The following is a 20,961-nucleotide window of genomic DNA, read 5'->3' as shown; positions in this document are numbered from 1 at the left end:
ACTATTCTGCTTCGCATCCCGCTAAGGAAGTCATGTTTGCCTCTTCGTTGAAAGCGTTGAAAGCGCCGGCCCAGGCCTTCGCGCTGTTCCTGCTTGCCCTCGCATTCCTGTTCGCCGCCCCCGCGCGCGCGGAAGAAGACTATCTCGCGCCCGAGGTCGCCTTCAAGTTTTCGGCGCGCATGGTCGACCCGCAAACCGTCGCCGTGACCTACGACATCGCCGACGGCTACTATATGTACCGCGAGCGCTTTAAATTCACGGCCGCCAACGCCACCCTCGGTACCCCGGTCATCCCGGCCGGCAAGATCAAGTTCGACGAAACCTTCCAGAAGGATGTCGAAAGCTACCGCAAGAGCGTCACCATCACCATTCCGGTCGAGTCGTCCGGCATGTTCACCCTGACCGCCTCTTCGCAGGGCTGCGCCGACGCCGGCCTGTGCTACGCGCCGCAGGAAGCGGTCGCGCGCCTGGTCGGTTCCGGCGGTTCCTCGCCCGTGCCGGGCCTGAAACCGGGCATCGCTATCCCCGGCGCCATCCAACCCATGCAGGACAGCGGCAACCCGGCCATCCTCGACCGCCGCGTCGACGCACCCGCGACCGCCTTCACCCCAGCCCCGGCCGCCGGCGACGGCGCCGCGCTGCTCGGCGGCGGCAAGCTGTGGCTGATCATTCCGGCCTTTATCGTGCTCGGCCTCGGTCTCTCGTTCACGCCCTGCGTGCTGCCGATGGTGCCGATCCTGGCGTCGATCATCGTCGGCGAAGGCGAGGGGACCTCCCGCGCGCGCGGCTTCATCCTGGCGCTGGCCTATTCGCTGGGCATGGCCCTGGTCTACACCGCGCTCGGCGTGGCCGCCGGCCTGATGGGCGAAGGCCTGGCCGCCGAACTGCAAAAACCGTGGATCCTGATCGGCGTCGGCATCATGATCGTCGGCCTGTCGCTGTCGATGTTCGGCGTCTACGAGCTGCAAGTGCCGACCTTCCTGCAAAGCCGCCTGGCCAGCGCGTCCGACCGCCAGTCGGCCGGTAAACTGGCCGGCGTGTTCGTCATGGGCGCCATGTCGGCCCTGATCGTCGGCCCCTGCGTGGCGGCCCCGCTGGCCGGCGCGCTGACCTTCATCTTCCAGACCCGCGACGGCGTCATCGGCGGCGTGGCCCTGTTCTCGCTGGCGGTGGGCATGAGCATTCCGCTGCTGCTGGTCGGCTTGTCGGCCGGATCCTTGCTGCCGCGTACCGGCGGCTGGATGAACAAGGTCAAGAAGTTCTTCGGCGTGGCCATGCTGGGCATGGCCTTGTGGATCACCGCGCCGGTGCTGCCGCCGCTGCTGCAAATGCTGCTGTGGAGCGCGCTGCTGCTCGGCTATGGCGTATATCTCTTGCGCGATACCCGCCACTGGGGCGCGATGGCGCTCGGCGCCGCCTTTGCCATCCTCGGCGCGGTGCAGCTGGCTGGCCTGGCCACCGGCGGACGCGATCCGCTCGCGCCGCTGGCCCATCTGGGCGTGGGCGGGCAGCAGCATGGCCTGGCGTTCACCCGCATCAAGACCGTGGCCCAGCTCGACGCCGCGCTGGCGCAAAACGCCGGCAAGACCGCGATGCTCGATTTTTACGCCGACTGGTGTGTGTCCTGCAAGGAGATGGAAAAGCTGACCTTCGTCGATCCGCGCGTCAAGCAGCAACTGGCGGGAAGCTTGCTGTTGCAGGTGGACGTGACCGCCAACGATGCCGACGACAAGGCCATGCTCAAGCGCTTCGGTTTGTTCGGGCCGCCGGGGATCATCCTGTTCGACAAGAACGGCCGGGAAATCGCCGCCAGCCGCGTTATCGGCTACCAGAATGCGGACAAGTTCACGGCCTCGCTGAGCAAGCTGAACTGAGCCGCACCGACGTGAGCAATGCTACGGCAGCTTGAAGTCGTCGTGCTCGGGGGCGCCGCCGAGCAGTTCGTCGAGACGGCCGCGCAGGCTGCGCGCCATCTCGCTGCCCTTGGCCTTGAGCACCGCTTCCAGGTACTGCAGGCGCAGCGCGCGGAAGTCGGCCACGTTGTTGCACTTTTCAACCTTAAGCTGCAGCATGATGCCGCGCAGGCCGATGGTGCTCTTGATGGTCTGGTTGTAAAAATCGTACAGGTGACGGAAACGCGTAGCGTCGTCGAGCTGGCTTTCGGCCAGCGCCTGCGGCGATTGCAGGGGGGAGCTGGCCACCTGCGCCAGCGGCGCCGGCGCCGCTACCGCAGTCTCGTCCGCCACATCGGCTTCCTGATGCGCGCCCTCGACCCCGGCCGCGCGCCGGGCCAGCTGGCGCGCGCGCGCCGACATCGGCAGTTTCGATGGCGGTCCGGCCAGATCCGGTTCCGACCCGCTGGCGAGGAAGATATAGCCTTCTTGCAGCAATTCCTTGACGCTGTCCCCGGTCACGCCCACGCCGCCAAAATTGCGCAGCAAATCGTCGAGCGTATGGCGACCGTCGATCATGACCAAGAGGGTACGCAGGCGCGAGGCCAGCTGATGTTTTCGCGTGGAAATTTCCTCTCGACCCTTGTCGGTCTTGTCGTACACCATTGTGCCCATGCTGCCCCCGGATTGTGGTTTTTTAGTGCCGCAGCCGGAAACTGGTTGTGGATTGCCGCGCGGATAGATTTTCCTCAGGATACACCACGTACCACTTTGTGAGAATGCCGCAGCGCCTTTATTTGAGGCAGCGGGCAACAACTGCGGTGTAAGTACAACATTGTTAAAAATTAAGCCCTCCGCGCCGGGCTGGCGGGGAGGGCTGTTTTAACTGCCTGTGTACCGGTTACCTGGCCCGACAGGCGGTCCGGGCGACAGTTCAGGCAGGGCGTTTGTGCTTGCCATGATGGCCGCGCCGCATGCCTTGCTCGTCAAACACCTTCTTTTGTTCCGGCGAGAGCGTCGCATAGAAGGTGTTCAGCGCGGCCAGCCGGGTTTCCATGCTGGCCACATGCTGTTTAGCCATGTCCAGCTGCTGTTCCATGCGCTCCGGCGCGCTTTTGCTGGCCCACTGGCCGCGTTCGCCACGGGCAGGGCGCTCGCCCGGCTTGCTGGCGGCGTTCCAGGCGGCCCAGGCCGGTTCCTGCTCGGCCGTCAGCTTGAGCTGCGCGTGCAGGCGTGCCTGGCGCTCGGCCATGTGGGCCTGGCGCTTGGCCATGTGCGCGGCCCGGTCGCCGTGGTGGCGCTCGACGCTGGCCGCTTTCGGGTTGCTCTCCTGGGCGTGCACGGCAACGGCGGCGCCGCCCATGCCCAGTACGGCCAGGCTGATCACAAGGGTGTTGCGGACGGTAGTGAGGACGTTCATGGCGTTTCCTTTGGTTGAAATGTGCGGGGTGCAACTGCATCATGTGACCTGCATGTTTCCATGCGGTTTCTGCTACCAATGAGTTTGTATCTATTTGTATCGCCCTCATGCCAATATACATGACGATACAAAACCGCTATCCGGGGCCGCCCTAAGTGGGGATAATTGCGGGCATGGATACTCCTTCTACCATTCTCATCGTCGACGACGACCGCGACATCCGCTCGTTGCTGGCCGATTACCTTGAATCGAACGGCTACCGCGCCCTGGCCGCCGCCGACGGCACCGCCATGTGGAAGACGCTCGACGAAGCGCGTCCCGACCTGATCGTGCTCGACCTGAACCTGCCGGGCGACGACGGCCTGACCCTGTGCCGCAAGCTGCGCGCCAATTCGACCCTGCCGGTGATCATGCTGACCGCCCGCAACGAGCCGCTCGACCGCATCCTGGGCCTGGAAATGGGCGCCGACGATTACCTGCCCAAGCCGTTCGAGCCGCGCGAGCTGCTGGCGCGTATCCGCAGCGTGCTGCGCCGCAGCCACGCGATGCCGTCCAACGCCCCGTCCGACAATGCCCAGCAGATGCGCTTTTCCGGCTGGACGCTCGACCTGACCGCGCGCCACCTGCTCAACCCGGAAGGCATCGTGATCATGCTGTCGGGCGCCGAATTCCGCCTGCTGCGCGTGTTCCTCGAGCATCCCAACCGCGTGCTCAACCGCGACCAGCTGCTCAACCTGACCCAGGGCCGCGACGCCGACCCGTTCGACCGCTCGATCGACATCCAGATCAGCCGCCTGCGCCAGAAGCTCGGCGAAGACGCGCGCCTGCCGCAGATCATCAAGACAGTGCGCAACGGCGGCTATGTGCTGGCCGGCCAGGTGACGGTGGAGCCGGGCACGTGAAGGCCTTCTTCGGTTCGATGACCGGGCGCGTGTTCCTCACGCTGCTGCTCGGCGTCGTGATCACGGCCGTGCTGACCCAGCTGCTGGCCGAAAACGAACGCCAGCGCGTCATCGAAGCCTTCCGCGACCAGCACGCCATGGACCGCGCCGAACAACTCATCACCGCCACTGAAACCGTACCCGCCTCGGCCCGCCTGGCCTATCTGGCGGCGGCCAATCGGCCCGGCATCCAGCTGGTCGTCATCAACGACGGGCTGCCGGTCAAGCCGGCCCCGTCGCCCTTCACGGCGGCCCTGGCGGTGCGCATGGGGCCGCAGTACAAGCTGGCCACCATCGCGGCCCGGCCCGCCGCCTGCGACGTGCCGCGCATCCAGAACAGCATGTTCGGCCCCACCGAATCGCAATGGAAGGGCGTTTGCGAGAGCATCAACGTGCGCCTGCGCGATGGCGAACTGCTGCGCCTGCTGGTGCTGCCGCCGCCGCCGTCCGTGATCGCCCACGAAACCGATTACCGCATGATCATCGGCATGTTCCTGGTCAGCATCGCTTTCCTGGCCTACCTGGTGGCGCGCATGACCACCCGTCCGCTCAAGCAGCTGGCGCAGGCCGCCAAGGACCTCGGCAACGACATCAACCACCCGCCGCTGCAGTTGTCCGGCGCGAGCGAAATCCGCCAGGCCAGCGCCGCGTTTAACGCCATGCAGGCGCGCATTCGCCAGTACATTTTCCAGCGCACCCAGATGCTGGCAGCGATTACCCACGACCTGCAAACCCCGCTCACGCGCATGCGCCTGCGCCTCGAAAAAGTCGGCGACGGCGAGCTGCGCGACCGCCTCGTGGGCGACCTGTCGGCGATGCAGGAAATGGTGCGCGAAGGCCTGGATCTGGCGCGCAGCACCGACACCACCGAAGCGATGCAGGCGCTCGACCTCGACTCCCTGCTCGATTCGGTCAGCTGCGACGCCACCGACGCCGGCCAGCAGGTGGTGGTGCACGGCCACGCCGGCATGGCCCTGCTGGGACGGCCGATGGCGCTGCGGCGCTGCCTGGTGAACCTGATCGACAACGCCGTCAAGTACGGCCAGCGCGCCGATGTGACGGTGGAAGCGGGCGCCGGTGCTGCGCGCATCCGCGTGCGCGACAACGGCCCCGGCATCGCCCCGGGCGAGCTGGCGCGCGTGTTCGAACCGTTCTACCGCGTCGAAACCTCGCGCTCGCGCGAATCCGGCGGCACCGGGCTGGGATTGACGATCGCCCGCAACATCGCCGAGCAGCACGGCGGCAGCATCGCGCTGATCAACCATCCGGAGGGCGGGCTGGAAGTGAGCCTGGTCCTGCCGGAGTATTACGCCGGCACTTAAGGAACACCAGCACGCCGGCGCGCCATCGCCTTCGCCTCAATGAATTGAACCGAGCATAAGCCGCCCGCAGTGGCGACCAGGGAAACGCATGAAAAAGAAGAGCATCGTCATCGTCGCCGGCCTCGCCGTCCTCATCGGAGCGGGCGTGTGGTATGTGGGCCGTGATGACAAAGCCGCCGGCGCCGGGCAGGCCGGCAAGGGCACAGCCGGTCCCAACGGCGGCGCCCAGCCGCCGGCCATCGTCAACGTCATCGCGCCGCAGCGCCAGGATGTGCCGGTGGTGCTGCAGGCCAATGCCAGCGTGACCCCGGTTAGTACGGTCGACCTGCATCCGCAGACGACCAGCACGATCCGCAAGGTGCATATCAAGGAAGGCCAGTTCGTCAAGGCCGGTGAGCTGATGTTTTCGCTCGATGACCGCAGCGAGCGCGCCAATATCGACAAGGCGCGCGCCCAGATGGCGCGCGACGCCGCCAGCGCCGCCGACCTGGAACGCCAGTACAAGCGCAGCGAGGAACTGTTCGCGCAAAAGTTCATCGCCCGGAGCGCGGTCGACACCCTGAAAAGCCAGCTCGATGCGGCGCGCGCGCTGGTCGGCGCCGGCCAGGCCGCGCTCCAGGCCGAGCAGGTCAACGCCAGCTACAGCGCAATCCGTGCGCCGATGGCGGGCCGGGTCGGCGCCATCAACGTGTTCCCGGGCAGCCTGGTGCAGCTGGCCACCTCGCTCACCACCATCACCCAGCTCGACCCGATCAACATCGCCTTCAATGTGCCCGAAAGCGCGCTGGGCGACCTGCTGGCGGCCCAGAAAAACGGCGCGGTCACGGTCGACGCGCTGGCCGGCCCGAACGCCAGGGCGGTCAGCGGCAAGCTCAGTTTCATCGACAACACGGTCGACCCGCTGGCCGGCTCGATCAAGGTCAAGGCCCTGTTCGACAACAAGGATGCCAGCCTGTGGCCAGGCCAGTACGTCACTGCGCGCGTGACGGTGCAGACGATGAAAAATGCGGTGGTCATTCCGCAGGCGGCCATCATCAGCAATACCCGCGGCACCTTCGTGTACGTGATGGGCGCCGACCAGAGCGCGCAGCAGATGCCGGTCGTGCGCCTGCACGCATTCGGCCTGCACGCGGCCGTTTCGGGCCTGAAGGGTGACGAAAAAGTCATCACCGAGGGCAAGCAAAACCTGCGTCCGGGCGCGAAGGTCAAGCTGGCCGACGCCGCCGCGGCGAAACCTGGCGCGGCCACCCCCACCACCACGGTGGCGGCCCAATGAATTTGTCCGAACTGTGCATCCGCCGTCCCGTGATGGTGATACTGCTCTCGCTGAGCATGATTCTGGTGGGCGTGCTGTCGTACCTGGCCATTCCGGTCGCTGCGCTGCCCAGCTATAACACCCCGGTCATCAACGTCCAGGCCAACCTGTCCGGCGCCAGCCCGGAAACCATGGCCTCCTCGGTCGCGCTGCCGTTAGAGAAGCAGTTCTCGACGATCGCCGGCATCAACCTGATCACCTCCACCAGCACCCAGGGCCAGACTTCGCTGACCCTCGAATTCGACCCCAGCATCGATGTCAACGTGGCCGCCATCGATGTGCAGGCGGCACTGCTCGGCGCCCAGCGCCAGCTGCCGCAAGAGATGACCGAACTGCCGTCCTACCGCAAGGTCAATCCGGCCGACGCCCCGGTGCTGTTCATGGCCATGACCTCGCCCTCGATGAACCTGTCGGAACTGAACGACTACGCCGAAAACCTGGTCGCCCCGAGCCTGTCGACCCTGCCCGGCGTGGCCCAGGTGACCGTCAATGGCCAGAAGCGCTTCGCGGTGCGGGTGCGCGCCAAGGCCGACCTGATGAACGCGCGTAACCTGTCGATGGATGAACTGGCGCTGGCGCTGCGCGCCGCCAACTCCAACGCGCCGCTGGGCGTGCTCGATGGCCCGAGCCAGACCATGACCATCCAGGGCAATGCGCAGCTGATGAACGCGGCCGCGTTTTCGGACCTGATCGTCGCCACCCGCAACGGCGAACCGGTGCGCCTGAAAGACGTGGCTTCGGTCGAAGACAGCTACCAGTCGGTCAAGGCGGCCGGCAGCTACAACGGCGAGCGCTCGATCGTGCTGCTGGTGCAGCGCCAGCCCAACGCCAACACGGTGCAGGTGGTCGACGCCGTGCGCCAGCTGCTGCCGCGCTTCCAGGCGCAGTTGCCCGCCTCGATCAAGATCAGCCTCGTCAACGACCGTTCGGTGTCGATCCGCGAAGCGATCCACGACGTCAACCTGACCCTGGCCGGTACCGTGGCGCTGGTGGTGCTGGTGATCTTTTTGTTCCTGCACCGCGCCGCCGCCACCTTCATCCCGGCCGTGACCATGCCGATTTCGCTGCTGGGCGCCCTGTCGCTGCTGTACGCCTTCGGCTACAGCCTGGATAACGTGTCCCTGCTCGGCATCACCCTGGCCGTGGGCCTGGTGGTCGATGACGCCATCGTGGTGCTGGAAAATATCGTGCGCCACATCGAGATGGGCAAAAAACCGGTCGACGCCGCCCTGATCGGCTCGCGAGAAATGGGCTTTACCATCGTCTCGATTTCGATTTCGCTGGTGGCCGTGTTCATCCCGATCTTCTTCATGCCGGGCGTGATCGGCCTCTTGTTCCACGAATTCGCGGTGGTGGTCGGGCTGTCGGTGCTGGTGTCGGCGCTGGTGTCGCTCACGCTCGTGCCGATGCTGGCCAGCCGCCTGCTGCCGGCCCATTCCGGGGAAGAGGGCGGCGAGAAGAGCTTCATCGGACGCCACTTCGAAGCCGGTTTCGCGCGCGTGCGCGACGGCTACGCCAAATCGCTCGACCTGGCGCTGGCGCACCGCTTCATCGTGCTGGCGGTGGCCGTCGGCACCTTTGTCCTGACCATCATCCTGTACACCACCATCCCCAAGGGCTTCTTCCCCGAGGAAGACCTGGGCCAGCTGCGCATGACCATCGAAGCGGCCGAAGACACCTCGACCGACGCCATGCTGATCCTGCAAGAGAAAGTGGTGGCCGTGATCCGCGCCGACCCGAGCGTGCAGGATGTGACCTCGTTTACCGGCGGCGGCAACACCGGGCGCGGTTTCATCGCCTTGAAGCCGCGCGACGCGCGCGTGAAGATGCCGCTGGTGGTCGAGCGCTTGCGCAAAGCCACGCGCCAGGTGGCCGGCGTGTCGGTGTTCCTCTCGCCGATCCAGAACCTGCAGCTGGGCGGACGGCCAAGCAAGAGCCGCTACCAGTACACCCTGCAAAGCGTCAGCTCCGACGCGCTGGGCGACTGGGCCAACAAATACCTCGAGCGCATGCGCGCCGACCCGGCTTTCCGCGATGTGACCAGCGACTCGCAGAACCGCGGCCTGCAGGCGACCCTGAAAATCGACCGCGACAAGGCCAACGCCATGGGCGTGCAGATCGCCGACGTGCGCACCGCCCTGTACGCGGCCTTCGGCGAGCGCCAGGTCTCGACCATCTATTCGGCCGCCGCCAGCTACAACGTGATCCTGGAAGCCGAACTGGCCGACCGCCAGTCCGAAGACGCCTTGGGGCGCGTCTCGGTGCGCAGCAAGGACGGCCGGCTGGTGCAGTTGTCGAGCTTTGCCACGGTGGAACGCACGGTCGGCCCGACCTCGGTCAATCACCAGGGCCAGCTGCAGGCGATCACGCTCTCGTTCAACCTGCCGGCCGACGTGCCGCTGGGCGTAGCCACCGGCAAGATCGACCAGATGGGCGTGGACATGAAGCTGCCGGCCTCGGTCATCACCAAATACGGCGGCGACGCCGCGGTGTTCCAGGATTCGCAGTCGAGCCAGATCATCCTGATTGTGGCCGCGCTGGGCGTGATCTACGTGCTGCTGGGCGTGCTGTACGAGAGCTTCATCCACCCGCTGACCATCCTGGCGGGCCTGCCCTCGGCCGCCGTGGGGGCGCTGCTGACCCTGCGCATCTTCGGGCTGGACCTGACCATGATCGCCATTATCGGTATTTTGATGCTGATCGGGATCGTGAAAAAGAACGCCATCATGATGATCGACTTCGCCCTGCATGCGCAGCGCAACGAGGGCCTCAGTCCGGCCGAAGCGATCCGCGAAGCCTGCATACTGCGCCTGCGCCCGATCCTGATGACCACCCTGGCCGCGCTGATGGGCGCGCTGCCGATCGCGCTCGGCCTGGGCGCCGGCGCCGAACTGCGCCAGCCGCTCGGCCTGGCCGTGGTCGGCGGCTTGCTGTTCTCGCAAGTGATCACCTTGTACATCACCCCGGTGATCTACCTGTTCCTCGACAAGTACAGCGGCAGCGGTCCGATGACCGACGACCAGCTGGCCAATGTCGAAAAAGCCCACTGATATTTCCACAAGGTATTTAATTGACTGGAAACAACACGACGATTTGACCGCCTGCCACCATGGAAGCCATGCATCTTCATTGACAGGCGGTCACCATGAAACGTTACAGCGTCACCCTTATCGGCATGGGCCCGCGCGGCCTGTCCCTGCTCGAGCGCATCGCCGCCTTCGCGCGCGCCCACAACACCCCGCTGCAAGTGAACCTGGTCGACCCGGGCGAGTGCGGTCCGGGCGTGCATTCGCCAAGCCAGCCGCAGCACCTGTTGATCAACACCGTGGCCAGCCAGGTCACGATCTTCCCCTTCCGCGAGGCGGTCGAGCTCGCGCCCGTGTGCGCCACGCCCTCGCTCACCGAATGGGCCCACGCCGAAGGCTACCGCCGCTTCGGCGACCAGTTCGTGCAGGTCGAGCCAGGCGACGAGGAGGGCGCCGCGATCACCGCGCTCGACTACCTGCCGCGCTACCTGCTGGGGCGCTACCTGGTGTGGGCCTACGACACCATCCGCGCGGCGCTGCCGCCGACCGTGAGCCTGACCCACCTGCGGCACCGCGCCATCGACATGTTCCAGATGCCCGACAGCAGCTTCATGGTGGAGCTCGACAGCGGTTTTTCAGTGAACAGCGATTTCGTCTTCATGACCACTGGCCACAGCCGCAATAACCTGACCGACGAAGAAGCCTGGTGCCACAAGTTTGCCCAGGACCATGCGCGCTACAACGGCAAACTGTCCTTCATCCGCCATGTGTATCCGCTCGACAAGCTGGTCGGCATCGCCAGCGACGCCCGGGTCGCCATCGAAGGGCTGGGCCTGACCGCGCACGACGTGGTCTCGCAACTGACGGTGGGCCGGGGCGGGCATTTCGAGCCGTCCGGCAGCGGCCTGCGCTACATTGCCTCGGGGCGCGAGCCAAAGCTGCTGCTGTTTTCGCGCAAATGCCTGCCGGCGGCGGCGCGCGGCATCAACCAGAAAGGCTTGAACGGACGCCACCAGACGCGCTTTTTCACGCGCGACGCCCTGCGCGTCCTGCGCCAGCAAGCCCAGCGCGAGCGCGGCAGCCCCCAGCTCGACTTCGACCGCGAACTGCTGCCGCTGCTGACAAAGGAAATGGGCTATGCCTGGCGCTGCGCGCTGGCCGAAGCGAAGGGCGCGCCGCTGCTTGACCCCTTGAACTACGAGCTCGGCGCCGAGGAACGTGGGGCCATCGACGCCATGCTGTTCCCCTTGCAGGGGCGCCACTTTGCCACGGCGGAAGACTTCGCCACCTTTTTCACCTGCATGATCGCCGACGACCTGTCGGAAGCGCGCCGGGGCAACCTGGGCAGCCCGATCAAGGCCGCCGCCGATGTGCTGCGCGACGCCCGTACCGTGCTGCAAGACATGATCGAGCATGGCGGCCTGACCGCCGCCTCGCACCGCAAGTTCCTCAGCGTCTACAATCCGGCGATCAACCGGGTCACCTTCGGCCCGCCGAGCCAGCGTAACGAACAATTGCTGGCGCTGCTCGAAGCCGGGGTGCTGAGCGTGGCCGCCGGTCCCAACGCGGCCGTGCGCATCGACGAAGACCGCTCCCAGTTCGCCCTGCACACGCGCTTTGCCTCGGGCGCGGCGATCCAGCATGTGGACGCGCTGATCGTGGCGCGGCTCGATGTGTTCTCGCCCGAGACCGATGACAGCCCCTTGATCCGCAACCTGCTCAAGCGCGGCACCATCCGCCCTTATTACAATGGCACCTTCCATCCGGGCGGGGTGGACATCGACCAGGCCAACCATCCGCTCGACAGCGCGGCGCGTCCGGTGGCCAACCTGTGGGCGCTCGGCTTCCTGGTGGAAGGGCCGCATTACTACACGCACGCCTTGCCGCGCCCGCACATGCATTCGCGCCAGGTGCTCGACGCCGAACGCTGCGTGCGCGAGCTGTTCGCGCAACTGGCCGAACGCGACAGTGCCCGGCGCCAGGTGCGTCCGCGCGTGTTTGCCCGCGCCGAGCGGGTTACCACCTGAGGCCGGGGGCGGCCCTATTGTTGCAGCGCTGATACATATAGTAACAACCATCAAGACACTCATCTTGTAAGCTGCACAGGGTGAGCTTGCCAATGCGCAAAAACCACAAAACGGTTAGACTTCGGCTCCTGAGCCCCTTTTTGCTGGCGCCGTCCCCTGGAAAGTTGTTTACATTTTGCGCGACCATTCCCACCATTCGACCGAAAACAGCGGCTACTGCGAGCATTGCGGCCAGCCTTTGCCCGGTGTCGCGGTGCCCAGTTACGAAGTCAAGCGCTTCAACTCGGTCGGCGTGGCCGTCACGGTCGCCTTGCATGTGCTGCTGGTATTGCTGTGGGTGTTAAAGCCGCAGGAAGAGAAAAAGGCGCCGCCGCCGAATTCGGGCGGGGAAATTACCTACGTCACGCCGCTGCCCGAGAACAAGCCGGTGCCGAAAGTGCAGCCGAAGCAACAGCCGAAGACGACACAAAAGCCGACCACCCAGGCGCGGCCCAAGCCGCCGACCGTGGCCAGGGTGCGGCGTTTGCCGGACACCATCACCATCCCGAATGAAAAACCGCAAAAGGAAGCCGACGTTCCCGAGCCGCCCAAGCCGGTGCGCCCGACCGCAGTGGCGCCCGAGACGGACATGGCGGCCGCGATCGAAGCGCGCCGGCGCGCGCGCGGGCAGACCGAGAGCGAGCAGCCGGCCGAGGAAAGCGCGGCCGAGCGCGGCATGCGCATCGCCAAGGCGAATATCGCGGCGGCCAACGGGCGCAGCATGGGCGACGACCGCAACGATACGGGCGGCGTGTTCGAAGTGAAAAAGAATGCGATGACGGCCACCGTCAAGTTCCGCGGCTGGAATCCGAGCTTCAAGCGGCGCTGGCTGCAGGAAGTCACCGTCGAGATCGGCAACGAGCGCGATCTCGAGACGGCCGTGATCAAGAAGATGATCGAGATTATCCGCAAGGAAAAGACCGGCGACTTCGAATGGGATTCGCACCGCCTGCAGCGCGTGGTGAAGCTGAGCGCGCGGGTGGAGGATACGGCGGAACTGGCCGATTTCTTACAGAAGGAAATGTTTCCGGAAAACCGGCGCGGGCGCTGACTGCGAGCATACACCGTCGTTCCCGCGCAGGCGAGAACCCGATTTTTGGTCACTCCTATGCTGCATGAACTTGCAAAACCGGGGTCTGTCCCCGGTTCGCCGGCCGCCGGTTTTGCAACGATTCAGGCGCGTGCCTTGAGCAGGCGCGCAATATCGAGCGCAAAGTAGGTCAGCACGCCATCGGCGCCGGCGCGCTTGAACGCCATCATCGCTTCCATCATCACCTTGTCGTGGTCGAGCCAGCCGTTCTGCACGGCCGCCTTGATCATCGCGTACTCGCCGCTGACCTGGTAGGCAAAGGTCGGCACCTTGAACTCGTCCTTCACGCGGCGCACGATGTCCAGGTAAGGCATGCCCGGCTTGACCATGACCATGTCGGCGCCTTCGGCGATATCGAGCGCCACTTCGCGCAGCGCTTCATTGCCGTTGGCCGGGTCCATCTGGTAGGTGAACTTGTCGCTTTTGCCGAGCGACGCCGCCGAGCTGACCGCCTCGCGGAACGGACCATAGAACGCCGACGCATACTTGGCCGAATACGCCATGATGCGGGTGTGGATGTAACCCTGCTCTTCGAACGCGCCGCGCAAGGCGCCGATGCGCCCGTCCATCATGTCCGACGGCGCCACCACGTCCACGCCGGCCTCGGCATGGCACAGGGCCTGGCGGATCAGCATGGCGGTGGTGACGTCATTGAGCACGTAGCCGTTCTCGTCGATCAGGCCATCCTGGCCGTGGCTGGTGTACGGGTCGAGCGCGATGTCGGTCAGCACGCCCAGTTCCGGGAACCGCGCTTTCAGGGCGCGCACGGCGCGCGGAATCAGGCCGTCCGGGTTGGTCGCTTCGATCCCGTCCGCCGTTTTGAGGGACGCATCGATCGATGGAAACAGGGCCAGCACCGGAATGCCGAGAGCGACGCATTCCTGGGCCACGTCCAGCAGCAGGTCGACCGACAGGCGCTCGATCCCCGGCATGGCCGAGATCGGCTGGCGCTGGTTGACGCCGTCGACGATGAAGACCGGATAAATCAGGTCGGAGGAGGTGATCGTGTTTTCGCGCACCATGGCGCGCGAAAACGGGTCGCGCCGCATGCGGCGCATGCGCGTGGCGGGGAACTGCACTGGCAGAGTAGACATCGTTTTTTTCCGAGTGAACAAAAAATCAGGCAATCAGGCCTCGTCGTCGCTGTCGACCGGGTCGACCAGCGGTGTGTCCGGATCGGTCTCGATCGCGGTCAGGCCCAAGAGGTCGATGATCTTGTCGTTGGCTTCGTCGATGCCGACGCGCTTGAGCGCCGAGAACAGTTGCACCGTGAAGGGGAAGCCTTCGCCATCTTCGTCGACATAGCTTTCGAGCATCATGCGCGCCTGGCGCAGGGCATTGGTCGATTCGTTGCGGTTGAGCTTGTCGGCCTTGGTCAGGATGCAGTGGATCGGTTTGCCGGTCGGGGCGAACCATTCGAGCATCTGCACGTCCAGTTCGGTGAACGGACGGCGCGAATCCATGATCAGCACCAGGGCGGCCAGCTGTTCGCGGCGCTGGACGTAGTCGCCCAGCAACTTTTGCCAGTGCAGCTTGGCCGAACCGGACACTTCGGCGTAGCCGTAGCCGGGCAAGTCGACCAGCAGCGCCTCGATTTCCTCGACGATGGTGGCATCCTTGCGGTGTTGCCCGACGTGCGCGCCACCGATCGAAAAATAATTAATGTGCTGGGTGCGGCCCGGCGTTTTGGAGGCGAACGCGAGACCTTTCTGATTTGTCAGAATGTTAATGGCGGTCGACTTTCCCGCGTTGGAACGCCCGGCGAAGGCGATTTCCGGTGCCTGCGTATTGGGCAGGTCGCGCAGTTGGTTGACGGTCGTAAAGAAGCGGGCTTGCCAGAGTTTGGACATGGGATGGGCAGAAAATGCAACAAGAGGGGCGATAACGCGAGAAAGCTATTGTACAATAAGGGGTTACGAATTGTTGTCACGCAAAAGCCATGGCGAGCACACAAGATCGTTTGCACTACATTAGAACCGAATTGCCGGGGTCTGTTTAACCGGGAATTTTCAACAAAACCAATTTTCGACTTGTCTCAGGGTGTTTGAATGAATCGTGCGTTTTTACCGGCCGCCGGAGCGGCGTTTGTGAAATCCTTGCTGGTGGCTACCTTTGCCGTGTCGGGCCTCGTGTCCGCTGCCGAGCATGCACCCGCCCCAGCCAAGGCCGACGCCGCTAAAGGCGCTACCCTGTACGACAACGGCGACGCCGCGCGCGGCTTGCCTGCCTGCGTGTCGTGCCACGGTGCGGCCGGCAATTCGACCATCGCCGCCAATCCCAAGCTGTCGGCCCAGTTCGAAGCCTACACGAACAAGCAATTGATGGATTTCAAAACGCCGCACCGGGTCAATCCGGTCATGACGGGCTTCGCCAAGATGCTCTCGGACGATGAGCGTAAAAACATCGCAGCCTATCTGGCCACGCAAACCGCGAAACCGGGCGCGGCCAAGAACAAGGATACCGTCCTGCTGGGCAAGCAAATCTACCGCGGCGGCATTCCGGCCACCGGCGTGGCCGCCTGCGCCAGCTGCCACGGCGCCAACGGCAACGGCATGCCGGCGCAATTCCCGCGCCTGTCCGGCCAGCACCAGGACTACACGGTCAGCCAGCTGCAAGCCTTCAAGGGCGGCGCGCGCAAGAACAGCGTGCAGATGACCACCTTGGCCAAGCGCATGTCCGACGACGAAATGAAAGCCGTCGCCGATTACATCGCCGGCTTGAAGTAAGCAAGACGATAGCAACAATGCGCGCGCCGCACGGTGCGTGTTTTGCCAGGGAAGGTCGAAAGGGCGGCGGCGCAAGCGGGCTGCCCTTTTTGTTGGTATCCTCGCGGGTTAAATCAGCCTGCACATAGGGATCTGTAGAGAATGAGCACCACCGGAATCGTAGTAAACACGCGCCGTCCCTTCCTCGACGAGGCGGTCGAGCTGGTCTCGTCGATGCGCTTTGCCATCAGCTTGCTGACCATCATTTCGATTGCCGCGATGATCGGCACGGTGCTCACGCAAAACCAGCCGATGCCGAACTACGTCAACCAGTTCGGTCCGTTCTGGTTCGATGTCTTCGACAAGCTCGGCCTGTACGCCGTGTATTCGGCCTGGTGGTTCCTGCTCATTCTGGTGTTCCTGATCCTCTCGACCGCCCTGTGTATCGTGCGCAACGCGCCGAAAATGATCAAGGACATGCGCAGCTGGCGCGAAAACGTGCGCGAAACCTCGCTGCGCAATTTCCACCACAAGGCCGAGTGGACGGCGCAGCTCTCGCGCGCCGAACTGGCGGCCCAGAGCGCCGCCCGCCTGGTCGACGCCGGCTACTCGGCCAAGATCGTGGAAAAAGAGAACGGCACCCTGGTCGCGGCCAAGAAGGGCGCTGCCAACAAGTTCGGCTACATCTTCGCGCACAGCTCGATCATCATTATCTTGGTCGGCGGCATGCTCGATTCGGACATCCCGATCCAGTTCCAGGAGTGGTTCCTGGGCAAGACGCCGTTCGTCGGCGGCGGCCTGATTTCCGAGATTCCCGAAAAGCACCGGCTCAGCCTGGCCAATCCGACCTATCGCGGCAATACCCTGATTCCCGAAGGCCAGTCGAGCGATATCGCGGTCATTCCGCGCTCGGAGGGTTCGCTGCTGCAGCCGCTGCCGTTCACGATCCAGCTGAAACGCTTCAATATCGATTTCTACTCGACCGGCATGCCCAAGCTGTTCGCCAGCGAAGTAGTGATCCGCGATCATGAAACCGGCAAGACTTTCCCGGCCACCATCAAGGTCAACGAACCGCTGATCTACAAGGGCGTGGCGGTGTACCAGTCGAGCTTCGAAGATGGCGGCAGCAAGCTCAAGCTGGTCGGCTACCCGATGAGCGGCACCGACCAGGCTTCGTTCACCATGGATGGCGAAGTCAACGCCTCGACCCCGCTTCAGCGCGGCGCCGACGAATACACGGTCGAGTGGAGCGCGTTTCGCGCGATTAACGTCGAAAACACGGTCGGCAACCAGGACCTGCGCGCGGTCACCAAGGGCCAGAGCCTGAACGAGCAGTTCGCCGCCAAGCTCGACAAGAATTCCGGTTCGGCCGGCAAGAACGCCGACAACAAGAACCTGAAAAACGTCGGGCCGAGCGTGCAATACAAGCTGCGCGACAAGACCGGCCAGGCGCGCGAATACCAGAATTACATGCAGCCGGTGACCATCGACGGGGTCCAGGTGTTCCTGGCCGGCGTGCGCGCCTCGCCCAACGATCCGTTCAGCTACCTGCGCATTCCCTCGGACGAGGCGCACACGGTCAAGGAATGGATGCGCCTGCGCGCCGCCCTGGCCGACCCGGCCCTGCGCGAGCTGGCCGCCGTTCGCTATGCGCGCCGTGCCATGCCGGCTGCCAGCAACACCCCGGCCGCCACCCTGGCGCGCCAGTTGCAGGAGTCGTCCTCGAAGAGCCTGGACATCTTCGCCGGCGACGGCAAGCAGGGCGGTTACGCGGCGGTCTCGCGCTTTCTGGAAAAGATTCCCGCCGCGGAGCAGGAAAAGGCCGCGAATATCTTCATGAAGATCCTCAACGGCACCCTGTGGGAGCTGTGGCAGGCCGCGCGCGAAAAAGAGGGGCTGGCGCCGGTGGCCGGCGACGAAAAGCAGGCGCGCTTCCTGCAACTGGCGACCAACGCCCTGTCCGACAGTTTCTTCTACGGCGCCCCGGTCTACCTGCAGCCTGACGAGTTTGTCGAAGTCAAGGCGTCGGTGCTGCAGGTGACGCGCTCGCCGGGCAAGGCCGTGGTCTACCTCGGCTGCGTGTTCCTGGTGCTGGGCGTGTTCGCCATGTTCTACATCCGCGAACGGCGCCTGTGGATCTGGGTGCGCGACGGCGAGGCCGGCGGTCCCGCGCACGCCCTGATGGCAATGAGCACGCAACGCAAGACGCTTGATTTCGAGCATGAATTTAACGATCTGAAAGCCAAGCTGCCGCAGTTGGCGTAAGCTGTGCCGACAGCGTATCAGCAGGACTGGAGAACATGATGCAAGCTACACATACACCGCAAGGCGCACCAGCGCAGACTTACCAGCAGGCGCCCGGCTACTTCAAGCGGCTGACCCCGGTCGACTGGCTGTTCGCCGCCGTGCTGCTGGGGGCGGCGCTGTTCGCGCTCAACCGCTACGGCGCCTACATGGACATTTACGAAAAGGTGATCCTGGTGCTGGCCGCGCCCACCTTCGCCGCGCTCGGCTGGCACTGGAAACCGGTGCGCTGGCTGATGCCGCTGGTGGCCTTGCTGTCGTTCTTGGCCATCGCGCTGTACGACCACGAGCTCGCCATGGCGAACAAGAAATTTTTCCTGAAATACATGCTGTCGAGCCAGTCCGCGATTTTGTGGATGAGCGCCCTGTTCCTTTTCTCGACCGTGTTCTACTGGGTGGGCCTCGCCAGCCGCGCCAATTTCGGCTTCTCGGTCGGCTCCAAGCTGTGCTGGGCCGCCGTAGTGCTGGGCTGGACCGGCATGATGGTGCGCTGGTACGAGTCCTACCTGATCGGCCCCGATGTCGGCCACATTCCGGTGTCGAACCTGTATGAAGTGTTCGTCCTGTTCTCGATGATCACCGCCATGTTCTATCTGTACTACGAGAAACACTACGCCACGCGCCAGCTGGGCGCCTTCGTGCTGCCGGTCATCGCCGCCGCCGTCAGCTTCCTGCTGTGGTACGCCGACTCGCGCGACGCCGCCGACATCTTGCCGCTGGTGCCGGCCCTGCAGAGCTGGTGGATGAAAATCCACGTGCCGGCCAACTTCATCGGCTACGGCACCTTCGCGCTGGCGGCCATGGTCGGTTCGGCCTACCTGATCAAGTCGCACGGCTACCTGCAAGACCGCCTGCCATCGCTGGAAGTGCTCGACGACGTCATGTACAAGTCGATTTCGGTCGGTTTCGCCTTCTTCACCGTGGCCACCATTCTGGGCGCCCTGTGGGCCGCCGAAGCCTGGGGCGGCTACTGGTCGTGGGATCCGAAGGAAACCTGGGCCCTGATCGTCTGGCTCAACTACGCGGCCTGGCTGCACATGCGCCTGATGACCGGCCTGCGCGGTCGCGTGGCGGCCTGGTGGGCCCTGATCGGCCTGCTGGTGACCACCTTCGCCTTCCTGGGCGTGAACATGTTCCTGTCCGGCCTGCATTCTTACGGCAAGCTTTAATGACGAAACTGTAATGCGCCGGCGCGGCAAGTTGGTGTAAGGTAGCTCTACCCTATCTGACTTGCCGGAGCCGCCCATGCTGATCAAACGTCGTCCCAATGGCATCGACCTGCCGTTGTCATCCGAAATCACGCCGCAGGCGGTGTACGAATCGCGCCGCCGCTTCATCGCCCAGATGGCGGTCGGCGCCGTCGCCGGCGGCGCGCTGTGGGAAATGGCCAACCGCGAAGCCTTTGCTGCTGGCGCGCCGGCCCAGAAGCTGGCCAGCAAGCTCAATCCGGCCTACGCCGCGCTCGACAAGCAAACCCCGTTCAAGGATGCCTCGACCTACAACAACTTCTACGAATTTGGCCTCGACAAGTCCGATCCGGCCCAGAACGCCCATACCCTCAAGACGCGGCCGTGGACGGTGACCATCGAAGGCGAAGTCAAGAAACCGATGACGCTCGATATCGACGCCCTGCTCAAGCTGGCGCCCCTGGAAGAGCGCGTGTACCGGCTGCGCTGCGTGGAAGGCTGGTCGATGGTAATTCCCTGGGTCGGCTATTCGCTGTCCGAGCTGATCAAGAAGGTCGAGCCGACCGGCAACGCCAAATACGTCGAATTCGTCACCCTGGCCGACAAGGCCCAGATGCCGGGCGTGGGCAGCCGCGTGCTCAACTGGCCGTATGTGGAGGGCTTGCGCATCGATGAAGCCAATCACCCGCTGACCTTGCTGACCCTTGGCATGTACGGGCAGACCCTGCCGAACCAGAATGGCGCGCCGGTGCGCCTGGTGGTGCCCTGGAAGTACGGCTTCAAGTCGGCCAAGTCGATCGTCAGGATCCGCTTCGTCAAGGACCAGCCGCGCACGGCGTGGAATGTGTCGGCCCCGTCCGAGTATGGGTTTTACTCGAACGTCAATCCCGAGGTCGATCACCCGCGCTGGTCGCAGGCCAGCGAGCGCCGCATCGGCGAAGACGGCTTCTTCCAGAAGAAACGCAAGACCCTGATGTTCAACGGCTATGACGTGGGCTCGCTGTACAGCGGACTCGACCTCAAAAAGAACTTTTGAGCCGATGGCGTTCAATCCCGCTCCGAAGCAACTGTCGGCGATCAAGGCCGTCCTGTTCGCGCTGGCGCTGGTGCCGCTGGCGCGCATGGTCTATCTGGCCGTCAGCGACCAACTGGTCGAACCGACCGAATTCATCACGCGTAGCACAGGCGACTGGGTGCTGTACCTGCTGTGCATCACCCTGGCCATCACGCCCCTGCGCCGCCTGAGTGGCTGGAACTGGCTGGTCAAGCTGCGCCGCATGGCCGGCCTGTTCACCTTTTTCTACGGCTTCCTGCATTTCCTCACGTTTTTGTGGTTCGACCATTTTTTTGATGTAACGGAAATGTTCCGGGATGTCATCAAACGGCCCTTCATCACGGTCGGCTTCATTTCCTTCGTGCTGCTCATTCCGCTGGCCGTAACCAGCACCAACGGCATGATCAAGCGCCTCGGCGGCAAGCGCTGGCAGTGGCTGCACCGGCTCATCTATGTGATCGCGCCGCTGGCGATCCTGCATTTCTGGTGGATGAAGGCCGGCAAGAACAACTTCACCGAACCGCTGATTACCGGCGCCATCGTCGCGCTACTGCTGGGCCTGCGGGTTTACTGGAACCGCAAGAAGGCTGCCGCGCACGTTTGAGGTAGCGCAAAGGCAGGGCAGGGGCGCTGGCTAGA

16 protein-coding genes are annotated in these 20,961 nt (G+C 64.4%); 12 read left to right on the top strand and 4 right to left on the bottom strand.

Features of this window, described 5'->3' with window-relative positions; genetic code table 11:
* The first annotated feature begins 32 nt into the window (after nt 1-32).
* Entirely contained in the window at nt 33-1,874 is a 1,842-nt protein-coding gene (dsbD, locus tag F1609_RS09575) for a protein-disulfide reductase DsbD (protein ID WP_167076239.1), read from the top strand.
* 21 nt (nt 1,875-1,895) lie between these two features.
* Here the strand turns inward: dsbD and F1609_RS09570 are convergent, their stop codons facing one another.
* Both F1609_RS09570 and F1609_RS09565 read right to left on the bottom strand, forming a co-directional pair.
* The gene (locus F1609_RS09570) at nt 1,896-2,567 is read right to left on the bottom strand and encodes a hypothetical protein (RefSeq protein WP_167076238.1); all 672 of its coding nucleotides are present in this window, start codon (nt 2,565-2,567) and stop codon (nt 1,896-1,898) included.
* A 259-nt stretch (nt 2,568-2,826) separates the two neighbouring features.
* A complete protein-coding gene (locus F1609_RS09565) occupies nt 2,827-3,312 on the bottom strand; it encodes a Spy/CpxP family protein refolding chaperone (RefSeq protein ID WP_167076237.1) in 486 nt (161 codons plus the stop codon).
* Between the two features lie 173 nt (nt 3,313-3,485).
* Between F1609_RS09565 and F1609_RS09560 the strand changes: the two genes are divergently transcribed.
* From F1609_RS09560 to F1609_RS09535, 6 genes are all read left to right on the top strand, one after another.
* Nucleotides 3,486-4,214: a response regulator gene (locus F1609_RS09560; protein ID WP_126077535.1), complete on the top strand. Its 729-nt coding sequence runs from the start codon at nt 3,486-3,488 to the stop codon at nt 4,212-4,214.
* Nucleotides 4,211-5,575, top strand: a complete 1,365-nt coding sequence (locus F1609_RS09555) for an ATP-binding protein (protein ID WP_167076236.1) — start codon at nt 4,211-4,213, stop codon at nt 5,573-5,575. The genes F1609_RS09560 and F1609_RS09555 overlap by 4 nt, the downstream gene beginning before the upstream one ends.
* A gap of 88 nt (nt 5,576-5,663) precedes the next feature.
* Entirely contained in the window at nt 5,664-6,851 is a 1,188-nt protein-coding gene (locus F1609_RS09550; protein WP_167076235.1) for an efflux RND transporter periplasmic adaptor subunit, read from the top strand.
* The gene (locus F1609_RS09545; protein WP_167076234.1) at nt 6,848-9,940 is read left to right on the top strand and encodes an efflux RND transporter permease subunit; all 3,093 of its coding nucleotides are present in this window, start codon (nt 6,848-6,850) and stop codon (nt 9,938-9,940) included. Before F1609_RS09550 ends, F1609_RS09545 begins: the two co-directional genes overlap by 4 nt.
* Nucleotides 9,941-10,035: 95 nt before the next feature.
* Nucleotides 10,036-11,943, top strand: a complete 1,908-nt coding sequence (locus tag F1609_RS09540; protein WP_167076233.1) for an FAD/NAD(P)-binding protein — start codon at nt 10,036-10,038, stop codon at nt 11,941-11,943.
* A gap of 175 nt (nt 11,944-12,118) precedes the next feature.
* On the top strand, nt 12,119-13,033 hold the full coding sequence (locus F1609_RS09535) for a hypothetical protein (protein WP_167076232.1): 915 nt from the start codon (nt 12,119-12,121) through the stop codon (nt 13,031-13,033).
* A 122-nt stretch (nt 13,034-13,155) separates the two neighbouring features.
* Here the strand turns inward: F1609_RS09535 and hemB are convergent, their stop codons facing one another.
* Together hemB and yihA are read right to left on the bottom strand one after the other, a co-directional pair.
* Nucleotides 13,156-14,166, bottom strand: coding sequence for a porphobilinogen synthase (gene hemB / locus F1609_RS09530; RefSeq protein WP_167076231.1), 1,011 nt, complete (start codon nt 14,164-14,166; stop codon nt 13,156-13,158).
* Nucleotides 14,167-14,199: 33 nt separating this feature from the next.
* Nucleotides 14,200-14,922: a ribosome biogenesis GTP-binding protein YihA/YsxC gene (gene yihA / locus F1609_RS09525; RefSeq protein ID WP_167076230.1), complete on the bottom strand. Its 723-nt coding sequence runs from the start codon at nt 14,920-14,922 to the stop codon at nt 14,200-14,202.
* Nucleotides 14,923-15,120: 198 nt separating this feature from the next.
* Between yihA and F1609_RS09520 the strand changes: the two genes are divergently transcribed.
* The 5 genes from F1609_RS09520 (at nt 15,121) to msrQ (ending at nt 20,926) form a co-directional block, all read left to right on the top strand.
* Complete coding sequence (locus F1609_RS09520; protein ID WP_167076229.1) at nt 15,121-15,798, top strand: c-type cytochrome; 678 nt, start codon at nt 15,121-15,123, stop codon at nt 15,796-15,798.
* Nucleotides 15,799-15,939: 141 nt separating this feature from the next.
* The gene (locus F1609_RS09515; RefSeq protein WP_167076228.1) at nt 15,940-18,042 is read left to right on the top strand and encodes a cytochrome c biogenesis protein ResB; all 2,103 of its coding nucleotides are present in this window, start codon (nt 15,940-15,942) and stop codon (nt 18,040-18,042) included.
* 35 nt (nt 18,043-18,077) lie between these two features.
* Nucleotides 18,078-19,250, top strand: a complete 1,173-nt coding sequence (gene ccsB, locus F1609_RS09510; protein WP_370661610.1) for a c-type cytochrome biogenesis protein CcsB — start codon at nt 18,078-18,080, stop codon at nt 19,248-19,250.
* 76 nt (nt 19,251-19,326) lie between these two features.
* Nucleotides 19,327-20,304: a protein-methionine-sulfoxide reductase catalytic subunit MsrP gene (gene msrP, locus F1609_RS09505; protein WP_167076226.1), complete on the top strand. Its 978-nt coding sequence runs from the start codon at nt 19,327-19,329 to the stop codon at nt 20,302-20,304.
* A gap of 4 nt (nt 20,305-20,308) precedes the next feature.
* Nucleotides 20,309-20,926 (top strand): protein-methionine-sulfoxide reductase heme-binding subunit MsrQ, encoded by a 618-nt coding sequence (gene msrQ / locus F1609_RS09500; protein WP_167076225.1) that lies wholly within the window; start codon nt 20,309-20,311, stop codon nt 20,924-20,926.
* Nucleotides 20,927-20,961 lie beyond the last annotated feature (35 nt).

Origin of the sequence: Massilia aquatica (assembly GCF_011682045.1) — a bacterium.
Lineage (GTDB): Bacteria > Pseudomonadota > Gammaproteobacteria > Burkholderiales > Burkholderiaceae_D > Telluria_A > Telluria_A aquatica.
This window is presented reverse-complemented; position numbering and strand designations above follow the sequence as displayed.

What these genes read in the sequence shown, in the direction of transcription:
- F1609_RS09515 (WP_167076228.1), top strand. Translation starts at nt 15,940, where the DNA reads ATGAGCACCACCGGAATCGTAGTAAACACGCGCCGTCCCTTCCTCGAC.
- F1609_RS09540 (WP_167076233.1), top strand. Translation starts at nt 10,036, where the DNA reads ATGAAACGTTACAGCGTCACCCTTATCGGCATGGGCCCGCGCGGCCTG.
- hemB (WP_167076231.1), bottom strand. Translation starts at nt 14,166, where the DNA reads ATGTCTACTCTGCCAGTGCAGTTCCCCGCCACGCGCATGCGCCGCATG.
- F1609_RS09560 (WP_126077535.1), top strand. Translation starts at nt 3,486, where the DNA reads ATGGATACTCCTTCTACCATTCTCATCGTCGACGACGACCGCGACATC.
- msrP (WP_167076226.1), top strand. Translation starts at nt 19,327, where the DNA reads ATGCTGATCAAACGTCGTCCCAATGGCATCGACCTGCCGTTGTCATCC.
- yihA (WP_167076230.1), bottom strand. Translation starts at nt 14,922, where the DNA reads ATGTCCAAACTCTGGCAAGCCCGCTTCTTTACGACCGTCAACCAACTG.
- F1609_RS09550 (WP_167076235.1), top strand. Translation starts at nt 5,664, where the DNA reads ATGAAAAAGAAGAGCATCGTCATCGTCGCCGGCCTCGCCGTCCTCATC.
- F1609_RS09565 (WP_167076237.1), bottom strand. Translation starts at nt 3,312, where the DNA reads ATGAACGTCCTCACTACCGTCCGCAACACCCTTGTGATCAGCCTGGCC.
- msrQ (WP_167076225.1), top strand. Translation starts at nt 20,309, where the DNA reads ATGGCGTTCAATCCCGCTCCGAAGCAACTGTCGGCGATCAAGGCCGTC.
- F1609_RS09520 (WP_167076229.1), top strand. Translation starts at nt 15,121, where the DNA reads ATGAATCGTGCGTTTTTACCGGCCGCCGGAGCGGCGTTTGTGAAATCC.
- ccsB (WP_370661610.1), top strand. Translation starts at nt 18,078, where the DNA reads ATGATGCAAGCTACACATACACCGCAAGGCGCACCAGCGCAGACTTAC.
- dsbD (WP_167076239.1), top strand. Translation starts at nt 33, where the DNA reads ATGTTTGCCTCTTCGTTGAAAGCGTTGAAAGCGCCGGCCCAGGCCTTC.
- F1609_RS09570 (WP_167076238.1), bottom strand. Translation starts at nt 2,567, where the DNA reads ATGGGCACAATGGTGTACGACAAGACCGACAAGGGTCGAGAGGAAATT.
- F1609_RS09545 (WP_167076234.1), top strand. Translation starts at nt 6,848, where the DNA reads ATGAATTTGTCCGAACTGTGCATCCGCCGTCCCGTGATGGTGATACTG.